Source organism: Klebsiella sp. MPUS7 (assembly GCF_009905335.1).
Taxonomy (GTDB): Bacteria; Pseudomonadota; Gammaproteobacteria; order Enterobacterales; family Enterobacteriaceae; genus Klebsiella; species Klebsiella grimontii.
This window is the reverse complement of sequence record NZ_CP047604.1, coordinates 737,001-749,180: the sequence shown is the minus strand read 5'-3', so window position 1 is coordinate 749,180 and position 12,180 is coordinate 737,001. Positions and strand designations below refer to the sequence as shown.

The window sequence follows — 12,180 nt, the reverse complement described above, 5'->3', positions numbered from 1 at the left end:
CCCGGACATACGCCAGCGCAGAAAAGCAGAAACGGGGAGTAAAAAGCCCAGCGGCCAACGCCGCCGGGAGAGAAGGGATCAGTGTTTCACTTTGGTCAGACGATCGAGGTAGCCCATCACAAAGGCTGACAGCACAAAGGTCAGGTGGATGATGACGTACCACATCAGCTTATTGTCCGGGACGTTTTTCGCGTCCATAAACACCCGCAGCAGGTGAATAGAGGAGATCGCCACGATGGAGGCGGCCACCTTATTTTTCAGCGAAGTGGCGTCCATTTTGCCCAGCCAGCTGAGCTTCTCCTTACCTTCGTTGATATCCAGCTGCGAGACAAAATTTTCATAGCCGGAGAACATCACCATCACCAGCAGACCGCCCACCAGGGTCATATCCACCAGCGACAGCAGGGTCAGAATCATATCCGACTCACTGACGCTGAAAATATGCGGCAGTATGTGGAAGATCTCCTGAAAAAATTTGATCGTCAGCGCAATCAAACCGAGCGAAAGGCCAAAATAAACCGGCGCCAGCAGCCAGCGCGAGGCGTACATAGCATTTTCCAGAAAGCGTTCCATAAGATCCTGTCAGTTAACATAAACGACTGCCATTATACCGCAACAGGGTAACGTTATAGCAACAGTCGTCCAACAGGAGAGCGATTCGAGGAGATAAAAAAGGCTGGCGCAAGGCCAGCCTGGGAGATGAGTCGGTAAGGGGTTACTTGGCTTTGACGGTCTCTTCGCCCACCAGGCCAATCTTCAGATAGCCCGCCTGGTGCAGGGTATCCATGACCTTCATCATCGTCTCGTAGTCCACGGTTTTATCCGCGCGGAAGAAGACGGTGGTATCTTTCTTGCCTTCGGTCAGGGCATCCAGGGACGCAATCATGCTCTCTTCGGTGATGGGGTCATTACCGAGGAACATGGTTTTATCCGCCTTCACCGACAGGTAGATCGGTTTTTCCGGGCGCGGCTGCGGCTGGCTGGAAGAAGCCGGAAGATTCACCTTCACGTCTACGGTGGCCAGCGGCGCCGCCACCATAAAGATGATCAGCAGCACCAGCATGACGTCGATAAACGGCGTCACGTTGATGTCGTGCATTTCACCGTTATCATCGAGGTTTTCGTTAAAATGCATGGCCATAAAGCATCAACCTACGCGGAGTTTCTGGGCGGTACGCACCGGCTTAACGCCGCTGGCGCTCAGGTCCAGGTCACGGCTTTGCAGCAGCAGAACCTGGGCGGCGACATCGCCAAGTGAAGCTTTGTAGCTGGCAATCATACGGGCGAAAATGTTGTAGATGACCACCGCCGGAATCGCAGCGAACAGGCCAATTGCCGTAGCCAGCAGCGCTTCCGCGATGCCTGGCGCCACGACCGCCAGGTTGGTGGTCTGGGTCTGGGCAATACCGATAAAGCTGTTCATGATGCCCCAGACGGTACCAAACAAACCGACGAACGGGGAAATCGCGCCGATGGTCGCCAGATAACCGTTGCCGCGCCCCATGTAACGACCCACCGCCGCCACGCGACGCTCCAGTCGAAAACCGGTACGCTCTTTAATGCCTTCGTTATCTTCAGAACCTGCGGACAGCTCCAGCTCGTTCTGCGCTTCGTTGATCAGTTGGGAAGTCAGGCTTTTCGCCTCGAACGCGTTAGCGATATCGCTGGCCTGGTCGAGAGAGCGTGCTTCGGCAACCAGCTGCTGTTCACGCTTGAGGCGACGCTTGCTGGCCAGGATCTCTGCGCCTTTGCCGAAAAAGATAGCCCATGTGACCACCGACGCCAGAATCAGGCCGATCATCACTACCTTAACGACAATATCGGCATGATGATACATACCCCAAACGGAGAGATCCGCCTGCATCAAATTATTACCCACACTGTATCTCCAGGACGTAAATCACAAAAACTGCGCACAATAATATCAAAACGGCATCGAATTGATAGTGGTTCTCATTAGTATTTACACTGTGCAGTAAATCACGATTATTTTCCTTGCGCTTACGCAGTAAAAAAGTTGCTGACCCCGCCGTTGGTAAAATTTTTACCTGTATCCGCCGCGACCCGGTACATCAACGGGTATTCATGTTAGTTTAGACGTCCAGACGTATAAAAACAGGTTATCTGAACATGGCTGATAAACATCTTGATACTGCGCTGGTTCACGCCGGGCGCAGCAAAAAATACACCCAAGGCTCGGTAAACAGCGTCATTCAGCGCGCCTCATCGCTGGTTTTCGACACCGTCGAAGCGAAAAAACACGCCACCCGCAACCGCGCCAAAGGCGAGCTGTTCTACGGGCGTCGCGGGACGCTAACCCACTTTTCTCTCCAGGAAGCGATGTGCGAGCTGGAAGGCGGCGCCGGCTGCGCGCTCTTTCCCTGCGGCGCGGCGGCGGTCGCCAATACCATTCTGGCGTTTGTCGAGCAGGGCGACCATATTCTGGTGACCAACACCGCCTATGAACCTACCCAGGATTTCTGCACCAAAATCCTCGCCAAACTCGGCGTCACCACCGGCTGGTTCGACCCGCTCATCGGCGGCGATATCGCCCGTCTGGTACAGCCGAACACCCGCGTGGTGTTCCTCGAATCCCCCGGTTCCATCACCATGGAAGTTCATGATGTTCCGGCGATCGTTGCAGCGGTGCGCCGCGTCGCTCCAGAAGCCATCATTATGATCGACAACACCTGGGCGGCGGGGGTGCTGTTCAAAGCGCTGGAGTTTGGTATCGATATCTCCATTCAGGCCGGCACCAAATACCTGATCGGCCATTCCGACGCCATGGTCGGTACCGCCGTGTCCAATGAGCGCTGCTGGGCGCAGCTGCGCGAAAACGCCTATCTGATGGGGCAAATGGTGGATGCCGATACCGCCTATATGACCAGCCGCGGTCTGCGCACCCTGGCGGTGCGCCTGCGTCAGCACCATGAAAGCAGCCTGCAGATTGCCGAATGGCTGGCGCAGCATCCGCAGGTGGCCCGCGTGAACCACCCCGCTCTGCCCGGCAGCAAAGGCCATGAGTTCTGGCAGCGCGACTTCACCGGCAGCAGCGGCCTGTTCTCTTTCGTGCTCAATAAACGCCTGACCGACGCCGAATTGTCCGCTTATCTGGACCACTTCAGCTTGTTCAGCATGGCCTACTCCTGGGGCGGCTTTGAATCGCTGATTTTAGCCAACCAGCCGGAACACATTGCCGCAATCCGACCTGATGCTGAAGTTGATTTCAGCGGCACGCTGATCCGCCTGCATATCGGGTTAGAAAATGTTACCGATCTGCAGGATGATTTAGCGGCGGGCTTCGCGCGTATCGTGTAAAGTGACACTCAGTGGCAACAATAGCGGACGTTTTTTAGAAAAACGGCCGCTTTAGTTGCGCCCGGGATCAAGGTGCCCGAGCCTCTTCAGGAGTACACTAGACAAAAAACACGGTACCACTTAGGAAAGTCCATGGTTGTCATTCAAGAAATTGTCGCCGCGCTGTGGCAGCATGATTTTGCCGCGTTGGCAAACCCCCACGTTGTGGGCGTTGTATATCTGGTCATGTTCGCAACCCTGTTTCTGGAAAACGGTCTGCTGCCCGCCTCATTTTTACCGGGCGATAGCCTGCTGCTGCTCGCCGGGGCGCTGATCGCCAAAGGCGTAATGGACTTTGTACCCACGGTCGCCATTTTAACCGCCGCGGCCAGCCTCGGCTGCTGGCTGAGCTATATCCAGGGGCGCTGGCTGGGTAACACCGTCACGGTTAAGCGCTGGCTTGGGCATCTGCCGCATAAGTACCATCAGCGGGCAACCTGCATGTTTGACAAACACGGCCTGCTGGCGCTGCTGGCCGGGCGTTTTCTGGCGTTTGTTCGCACCCTGCTGCCCACCATGGCGGGCATTTCCGGGCTGCCAAACCGCCGCTTCCAGTTCTTCAACTGGCTGAGCGCGCTGCTGTGGGTTGGCGTGGTTACCGGCCTGGGCTATGCGCTGAGCATGATTCCCTTCGTTAAGCGTCATGAAGATCAGGTCATGACCTGCCTGATGATTTTGCCTATCGCGCTGCTGATCGCCGGGCTGCTCGGTACGGTTATCGTGGTGATTAAAAAGAAATACTGTAACGCCTGAGCGTTTCCAGGGCGGCGCGGATTCGCCGCCCTCACATCCCCTGAATCGTTCTGATTCGCGCCGCATCTTCCCCCGGCGTCATGCCGAAATAACGCTTAAACTCGCGGCTGAACTGCGACGCGCTTTCATACCCTACCCGCATCGCCGCCGCGCTGGCCTTCATACCATCGTGGATCATCAGCATGCGCGCTTTGTGCAGACGGTAGGTTTTCAGATACTGAAGCGGGGAGGTGCTGGTGACCGATTTAAAGTTATGATGGAACGCCGAGACGCTCATATTGGCTTCCGCCGCCAGCTGATCGACGCTGAGGTTTTCCGTGTACTGGCTTTCAATACGCTTCAGCACGCGGCTGATCAGGCTGAAGTGGGTCTGCCGGCTGACCAGCGCCAGCAGCGCCCCGCCGCACGGCCCGGTCAGCACGTGATAAAGAATTTCGCGGATAATCTGTTTGCCCAGAATGCGCGCGTCCAGCGGGCGCTCCATCACGTCCAGCAGGCGCTCCGCCGCGCACAGAATCTCTTCGGACAGCACCGCGGAGTTGATCCCGCTCGACGCCATGGACGGCTGAAACTGCTCATCTTCACCGATATCCATCAGCAGCTCTTGCAGCTGCAGAATATCGACGTTCAGCCGAATCCCCGCCAGCGGCACTTCCGGGGTGGCGAAGGTTTCGCATTCAAACGGTAGCGGTACCGTCAGCAGCAGATACTCATTGGTGTCATAGCGAAAGGTACGCTCATTAATGTAGCCAATTTTATGCCCGGAAAAGAGAAAAACGATCCCCGGCTGATACATGACCGGCGTCCGCGTCCCCGGCTGGGTACCGTACAGCAGGCGAATATCCGGCAGCAGACCATTAAGCATTTCTTCTTTATCTTTCAGCTGATTAACTTTATGCGTTAATAGCTGGCATATCTCAGCGCGGTTCATTTTTCGGGCCTCTGCGAACGTTTTTATACCTCCGTATTGTGCGCACTTGCGGCGCATTTCTCCAGCCCCAAGGAGAAATGGGCAAGACAACGGCAGGAATGTGCATTGAGGGGAACGGGCGACGGGAACACAATGTCCGTCATCTGACAGAGGGATTGTCTCTGTTGGCGGTTTTATCTATTTGAGGGCACCAGCCATGAATAATTTCGACCTACATACCCCAACCCGCATTCTGTTCGGTAAAGGCGCGATTGAAAATCTGCGCGATCAAATCCCGGCGGATGCTCGCGTGCTTGTCACCTACGGCGGCGGTAGCGTGAAGAAAACCGGCGTGCTTGATCAGGTTCTTAGCGCGCTGAACGGCATTGACGTCCGGGAATTTGGCGGCATCGAGCCCAACCCATCCTACGAAACGCTGATGAACGCGGTGAAAATCGCCCGTGATGAAAAGATCACGTTCCTGCTGGCGGTGGGCGGCGGTTCCGTTCTCGACGGCACCAAATTTATCGCCGCAGCGGCCCACTACAATGCCGACAGCGATCCGTGGGAAATCCTCGAAACTTACGGTAGCAAAGTGGCCAGCGCCATCCCGATGGGCTCCGTGTTGACGCTGCCGGCGACCGGTTCCGAATCCAATAAAGGCGCGGTCATCTCGCGCAAAACCACCGGCGACAAACGCGCGTTTATGTCCAGCCACGTCCAGCCGGTGTTCGCTATCCTGGATCCGGTTTACACCTACACCCTGCCGCCGCGCCAGGTGGCTAACGGCGTAGTCGACGCATTTGTCCATACCGTTGAGCAGTACGTCACCTATCCGGTCGACGGCAAAATTCAGGACCGCTTCGCCGAAGGCATTCTGCTGACCCTGGTGGAAGATGGCCCGAAAGCGCTGAAAGAGCCAGAAAACTACGACGTACGCGCCAATATTATGTGGGCGGCCACCCAGGCGCTGAACGGCCTGATTGGCGCAGGCGTGCCGCAGGACTGGGCGACCCATATGCTCGGCCACGAGCTGACCGCCATGCACGGTCTCGATCACGCCCAGACCCTGGCTATCGTCCTGCCTGCGCTGTGGAATGAAAAACGCGACGTTAAACGCGCCAAGCTGCTGCAGTACGCCGCTCGCGTCTGGAACATCACCGAAGGTTCTGAAGAACAGCGTATCGATGCCGCCATCGCCGCAACGCGTGATTTCTTCGAACAGATGGGCGTCCCGACGCGCCTTTCCGCCTACGGTCTGGATGGCAGCTCTATCCCGGCGCTACTGGCGAAGCTGGAAGAGCACGGCATGACCCTACTGGGCGAAAACCAGGATATTACGCTGGACGTCAGCCGCCGTATTTACGAGACTGCGCGCTAATCAACCTCCTCTCCGACGCGTAAACTCGCGCAAAGGAGAGGAGTTTAACTACCGTTTTTAGCTATTTCGTCCAGACTTAATGCTACCCCTCGGCGGATTTTATTCCGCTGAGTTCATTAACAGGAGGAAGGCATGACACATCCAACCGTTATAAAACTACACGACGGCAACCTGATGCCGCAGCTGGGGCTCGGCGTGTGGAAAGCAGGCAACGAGGAAGTCGTCTCCGCCATTCATAAGGCGCTGGAAGTCGGTTATCGCTCGTTTGACACCGCCGCCGTGTACCAGAATGAAACCGGCGTCGGCAACGCATTGAGCAGCGCAGGCGTCCCCCGCGATGAGCTGTTCGTCACCACGAAACTGTGGAATGACGATCAAAAGCAGCCCAAAGAAGCGCTGCAGGAAAGCCTGAAAAAACTGAAGCTCGACTATGTCGATTTATATTTAATTCACTGGCCGGTTCCGGCAACGAACCACTTCGTCGACGCCTGGAAAAGCTTAATTGAGCTGCAGCAGCAGGGGCTGGCAAAAAGCATCGGCGTGTGTAATTTCCAGGTTCATCATCTGCAAAAAATCATCGATGAAACCGGCGTCGCGCCGGTGATAAACCAGATTGAACTTCACCCGCTGATGCAGCAGCGTCAGCTTCACGCCTGGAATGCGACGCATAAAATTCAGACCGAGTCCTGGAGCCCGCTGGCGCAGGGCGGCGAAGGGGTATTCGATCAGAAAATTATTCGTCAACTGGCGGATAAATACGGTAAAACCCCGGCGCAGATCGTTATTCGCTGGCATCTGGACAGCGGCCTGGTGGTGATCCCGAAATCGGTGACGCCATCGCGCATTGCCGAGAATTTTAACGTCTGGGACTTCCGTCTTGATAAAGATGAATTAAGTGAAATCACTAAACTGGACCAGAACAAACGCCTGGGGCCAGACCCGGATCAGTTTGGCGGCTAAACCGTAAAAAAGCCGGATAGCGCTGGCGCTTATCCGGCCTGGAGATGTTTTGTAAGCCCGGCAGACGCTAGCGCCACCGGGCAATGCAGCCGAATTAACGACCGGCGACCTTACCGCGTTTTACGGGCTTCTTCGCCGTCGCCCCGCCGTTCGAGCGCTGGTGCACAATCGGCGTATGCTTGGTCAGCGCCGGACGGGTATGGCGGTTCTGGCGACGCGCTTCGCGCATTTCGTCGATCGTCGGCGCCGGTACCAGACAATCGCGACGGCTGCCGATCAGGTGCTTTTTACCCATGGTTTCCAGCGCCTGGCGGATCAGCGGCCAGTTAGCCGGATCGTGGTAGCGCAGCAGCGCCTTGTGCAGGCGGCGCTGTTTGTCGCCCTTCGGCACCACCACATCCTCACTCTTATAGCCAATCTTACCCAGCGGGTTCTTACCGGTGTAATACATGGTGGTTGAGTTCGCCAGCGGCGACGGATAGAAGTTCTGCACCTGATCCAGACGGAAACGATGCTGCTTCAGCCACAGCGCCAGGTTCACCATATCTTCATCGCGCGTCCCCGGGTGTGCGGAGATAAAGTAAGGAATCAGATACTGCTCTTTACCGGCCTGTTTCGAATAGGTATCAAACAGCTCTTTAAAACGATCGTAGCTGCCCATTCCCGGCTTCATCATCTTCGACAGCGGCCCCTCTTCCGTATGCTCCGGGGCAATCTTCAGATAGCCGCCGACGTGATGGGTGGCCAGCTCTTTGATATAGCGCGGGTCTTCAACGGCGATGTCGTAACGCACGCCGGACGCGATAAGGATCTTTTTGATGCCTTTCAGGTCACGGGCGCGGCGATAAAGATTAATCGTCGGTTCATGGTTAGTGTCCATATGCGGACAGATATCCGGGTAAACGCATGACAGGCGGCGGCAGGTCTGCTCGGCGCGCGGCGACTTGCAGCGCAGCATATACATGTTAGCCGTCGGACCGCCAAGATCGGAAATAATGCCGGTAAAGCCGGGGACCGTGTCGCGAATCGCTTCGATTTCATTGATGATCGAATCTTCGGAGCGGCTCTGAATGATACGGCCCTCATGCTCGGTAATTGAGCAGAAGGAACAGCCGCCAAAACAGCCGCGCATAATGTTAATCGAGAAGCGGATCATCTCGTAGGCCGGAATGCGGGCATCGCCGTATGAGGGATGCGGAACGCGCTTATACGGCAGAGCAAACACGCTATCCATCTCTTCGGTGGAAAGCGGAATAGCGGGCGGGTTAACCCAGATATAGCGCTCGCCGTGTTTCTGCATCAGCGCGCGGGCGCAGCCGGGGTTGGTTTCATGGTGCAGGATCCGCGACGCATGGGCGTAGAGCACCTTGTCGCCCTTCACCTTTTCAAAGGAAGGCAGCAGGACGTAGGTCTTCTCCCACGGCTTCGGACGCGGCGGCTGCACGGTGACGCGCTTCGCTTCCTGTTTTGGCGGTGCGACGGTTTTGTTATCCGCGCACGGCAGATCTTCACCGTACGGATGCGGGATTGGGTCGATTTTCCCCGGCGTATCCAGACGCGTGGAATCGACTCCGCTCCAGCCCGGCAGCGCCTCTTTCACCATGATGGCGGTGTTGCGAACGTCGCGAATTTGCCCGATAGGCTCGCCGGCGGCCAGACGGTGCGCCACTTCCACCAGCGGACGCTCGCCGTTGCCGAACATCAGCATATCGGCCTTAGAGTCCACCAGCACCGAGCGGCGCACGGTATCGGACCAGTAGTCATAGTGCGCGGTACGGCGCAGGCTGGCTTCGATGCCCCCGAGGATCACCGGCACATCTTTCCACGCCTCTTTGCAGCGCTGAGTGTAGACCAGCGTAGCGCGATCCGGGCGCTTGCCGGCCACGTTACCCGCCGTGTAAGCATCGTCATGGCGCAGCTTACGGTCAGCGGTGTAGCGGTTGATCATCGAGTCCATGTTACCGGCGGTGACGCCGAAGAACAGGTTCGGTTTACCCAGGCGCATAAAGTCGTTTTTATTATTCCAGTCCGGCTGGGAAATAATCCCCACGCGGAATCCCTGGGATTCCAGCATGCGTCCGCAGATCGCCATGCCGAAGCTCGGGTGATCGACATAGGCATCGCCGGTAACCAGAATAATGTCGCAGCTATCCCAGCCAAGTTGATCCATCTCTTCTCGCGACATCGGCAAGAACGGCGCGGGGCCAAAGCAGGCGGCCCAGTACTGCGGCCAGGAGAAAAGGTCACGATCCGGTTGGATCAGGGATATTGCGCTCATATTGCTTCCGGGGAAATGATAAAAAAATAATCAAAAAGGGCGGCGATTATAAGCCGGAACGATGGAAGAAATGAAGGAGGTTTTTCCGATCCCGGCCAGCAGGGGCCGGGACAGAACACATTACGGCGCCGGATTCACCAGAATCTGGCCAATAGAGCCCCGGTCGGCAAGCTCCAGCGTCTGACTTAAGTACTGGAACGGGAAGTGCGGCCAGGAGGGCTGATTGTAATAGACCAGCAGCTCAACCTGGCCATCGATCCAGACGGTATCCTTCCAGCCGCGATCTTCCGGGAATGGCGCGGAGCCGTTGACGTTACGCACCTGGAACATGACGCCTTCAATATGGAACGACTGCGGCCGGTCGGCGCGCACCGTCCAGCGCTCCCAGGTTCCCTGCTGCGCCGTAATATCGATACGCTGCGGATCCCACAGCTGACCGTTAATACCCGGATCGTCGCCAAGCGTGATATCGCGGCTGCGAATCGCCGCGCCGGCCAGAATTTCCGTCGGCAGCAAACGCACGGGCAGGCTATCGGTCACCAGCGGCAGCAGGCCCGTCGGGCGCAGCGTCAGAATCAGCGTGGAAATCAGGATGCTCGACGGTTCGAAAAAGCCGCGAATACGATCGACGATGCTGGCCGCTTCCCCGCAGGTGATCGACACTTCATCGCCGTTGGTCATATCGACCAGAATTTCACGACGCTCGCCCGGCGCCAGCGACAGCTGCTTCAGCGAAACCGGCGCTGGCAGCAGCCCCTGATCGCCGGAAATCACGTGCAGCAATCGACCATCGCTCATCTGCAGCTGATAGCGACGGGAGTTGGACGCATTCAGCAGGCGCAGGCGCACCCAGCCGCGCGACACTTCCACGAAAGGCCCCTGAACGCCGTTCACCAGCAGCGTATCGCCAACGAACCCTCCGCTACCGGGCTCGCTATACTCAGGCGTACCGAAGTTATCCAGACGCTTGTCCTGAATAATCACCGGGAAATCATCCACGCCGTAGTGATTGGGGATCGGCAGATTTTTACTGACATCATCTTCCACCAGCCACATCCCGGCCAGGCCGTTATAGACCTGTTTTGCCATATGGTTTGGCGTGTTGGCCTGATACCACAGCGTCGCCGCGCTTTGGCGGATTGGTAGTACCGGAGCCCAGTCGGCGTTGGCGGACATCATGCGCGCGGCGCCGCCAATCAGCGGACCGGGAACCTGCAGACCGCGGATGGTCATCGCGACGTTTTCCGTCAGGCGGTTGCTGTAAATCAGCTTCACATCGTCGCCGTTCCAGACACGAATAGTTGGCCCCATATAGCGGCCGTTAATCCCCCACACCGATGCGCGGGTTCCGGGCGTAAACGACCAGTGCGCTCGCTGTAGCGTCAAAAATAACGGCTGCCCGCGGCGGGACTCCAGCAGAGGAGGGATCGGCAGCGCAGGCTGCTGACCAGCGGCCTGTGCCTTCAGCGGCGCGGCGCCTGCGCACAGCGCTACGCCTGAAGCCTTAATGAACTGACGCCGACTGAGTGACATATTTACTCCATGAAATACTGACTAATTAACAAGGGAATTCGTTTCCCGCCAGCAATACGCGCGCGGTTCGCGGCGTTTCCTGTGTTATTTCTTTGCGGCCGCTTCGCGTTCGGCAACTTCTTTATCCAGCTCAGCGATTTTAGCGGACATCAGCTCGCGACAGTGCGTCGCCAGCGCGCGAACGCCCTCTTTTCCATACTGGCTGGTGTCTACCGGCGGCAGCATTTCTACAATCACCAGACCGTTATTCAGGCGATTGAGATTAATTTTATTCGATGTATTAGACACGCACACCGGAATAATGGGCACGCCAGCAGCGACAGCCGCATGAAAAGCGCCGGTTTTAAAAGGCAGCAGACCGCGACCGCGACTGCGGGTCCCTTCCGGAAACATCCAAAAAGAGATATTGCGCTTTTTAAACGCGTTCACGACTTCGGCAATAGTGCCGTGCGCTTTTGCCCGGTTATTGCGGTCAATCAGCAGGTTCCCCGTGAGCCAGTAGAGCTGGCCGAAAAATGGGATCCACGCCAGGCTCTTTTTACCCACGGTAACGGTCGGCGGCTGCACGATATTTGATGCCGTCACCATATCATAGTTATTCTGGTGGTTAGCGATATAGATGGCGTTGCCGTAGCTTTCCGCATCGGCCGGCTTGCGCAGCTCGACTTTCAGGCCGAAAACCGGCGACAGTTTGCCAAACAGGTGACCGAAGGTGGCGACGTGCTTAGGATTACGCGGACTGAACAGACAATAAATACAGCCGAAGATGCAGACCAGAATACAATAGATGACAACGATAATTAGTCGAAAAATAAATAGCATAGCTACCTCTAAAACCCAAACCGCTTAGAATTATACTCGCTGTTTCGCAGATTGCAGGCATCGGGCATCATTGCAAAGCGCGTTAAGCACCCGAACGATGCTGGCGGATATTGTTAATCGCAATGCCTGAATAAACAACGATTTTGCGGTAAATATTAACCTCCCCCGCCGAACTGCGAGGGAGGG

General features: G+C 56.7%; 10 protein-coding genes and 1 pseudogene. 4 read left to right on the top strand and 7 right to left on the bottom strand.

Features of this window, described 5'->3' with window-relative positions; translation table 11 throughout:
- Positions 1–78 precede the first annotated feature (78 nt).
- The 3 genes from GUC22_RS03595 to exbB form a co-directional block, all read right to left on the bottom strand.
- Entirely contained in the window at positions 79–573 is a 495-nt protein-coding gene (locus tag GUC22_RS03595; RefSeq protein ID WP_004105804.1) for a TIGR00645 family protein, read from the bottom strand.
- A gap of 142 nt (positions 574–715) precedes the next feature.
- Positions 716–1,141, bottom strand: coding sequence for a TonB system transport protein ExbD (exbD, locus tag GUC22_RS03590; RefSeq protein WP_004135785.1), 426 nt, complete (start codon positions 1,139–1,141; stop codon positions 716–718).
- A 6-nt stretch (positions 1,142–1,147) separates the two neighbouring features.
- Positions 1,148–1,879 carry a tol-pal system-associated acyl-CoA thioesterase gene (exbB, locus tag GUC22_RS03585; RefSeq protein ID WP_004125237.1) on the bottom strand — a complete coding sequence of 244 codons (732 nt, stop codon included), beginning with the start codon at positions 1,877–1,879 and terminating at the stop codon, positions 1,148–1,150.
- Positions 1,880–2,130: 251 nt separating this feature from the next.
- Here exbB and metC point away from each other — a divergent pair, with 251 nt between their 5' ends.
- Together metC and yghB are read left to right on the top strand one after the other, a co-directional pair.
- On the top strand, positions 2,131–3,318 hold the full coding sequence (metC, locus tag GUC22_RS03580) for a cystathionine beta-lyase (RefSeq protein ID WP_004125240.1): 1,188 nt from the start codon (positions 2,131–2,133) through the stop codon (positions 3,316–3,318).
- Between the two features lie 132 nt (positions 3,319–3,450).
- Positions 3,451–4,110, top strand: coding sequence for a DedA family general envelope maintenance protein YghB (gene yghB / locus GUC22_RS03575; protein ID WP_004125241.1), 660 nt, complete (start codon positions 3,451–3,453; stop codon positions 4,108–4,110).
- A gap of 31 nt (positions 4,111–4,141) precedes the next feature.
- On the opposite strand, the gene GUC22_RS03570 is transcribed toward yghB, so the two are convergent.
- Entirely contained in the window at positions 4,142–5,041 is a 900-nt protein-coding gene (locus GUC22_RS03570; protein ID WP_004115613.1) for an AraC family transcriptional regulator, read from the bottom strand.
- A 196-nt stretch (positions 5,042–5,237) separates the two neighbouring features.
- Here GUC22_RS03570 and yqhD point away from each other — a divergent pair, with 196 nt between their 5' ends.
- Together yqhD and dkgA are read left to right on the top strand one after the other, a co-directional pair.
- The gene (gene yqhD / locus GUC22_RS03565; protein ID WP_049089064.1) at positions 5,238–6,401 is read left to right on the top strand and encodes an alcohol dehydrogenase; all 1,164 of its coding nucleotides are present in this window, start codon (positions 5,238–5,240) and stop codon (positions 6,399–6,401) included.
- A gap of 132 nt (positions 6,402–6,533) precedes the next feature.
- A complete protein-coding gene (gene dkgA / locus GUC22_RS03560; protein ID WP_004135777.1) occupies positions 6,534–7,361 on the top strand; it encodes a 2,5-didehydrogluconate reductase DkgA in 828 nt (275 codons plus the stop codon).
- A gap of 127 nt (positions 7,362–7,488) precedes the next feature.
- Here dkgA and GUC22_RS03555 read toward each other — a convergent pair.
- The 3 genes and pseudogenes from GUC22_RS03555 to plsC form a co-directional block, all read right to left on the bottom strand.
- A pseudogene (locus tag GUC22_RS03555) lies at positions 7,489–9,729 on the bottom strand (YgiQ family radical SAM protein); the annotation flags it as partial.
- A 30-nt stretch (positions 9,730–9,759) separates the two neighbouring features.
- The gene (gene ftsP / locus GUC22_RS03550; protein ID WP_004125252.1) at positions 9,760–11,172 is read right to left on the bottom strand and encodes a cell division protein FtsP; all 1,413 of its coding nucleotides are present in this window, start codon (positions 11,170–11,172) and stop codon (positions 9,760–9,762) included.
- A gap of 84 nt (positions 11,173–11,256) precedes the next feature.
- On the bottom strand, positions 11,257–11,994 hold the full coding sequence (gene plsC, locus GUC22_RS03545; protein ID WP_004125254.1) for a 1-acylglycerol-3-phosphate O-acyltransferase: 738 nt from the start codon (positions 11,992–11,994) through the stop codon (positions 11,257–11,259).
- Positions 11,995–12,180 lie beyond the last annotated feature (186 nt).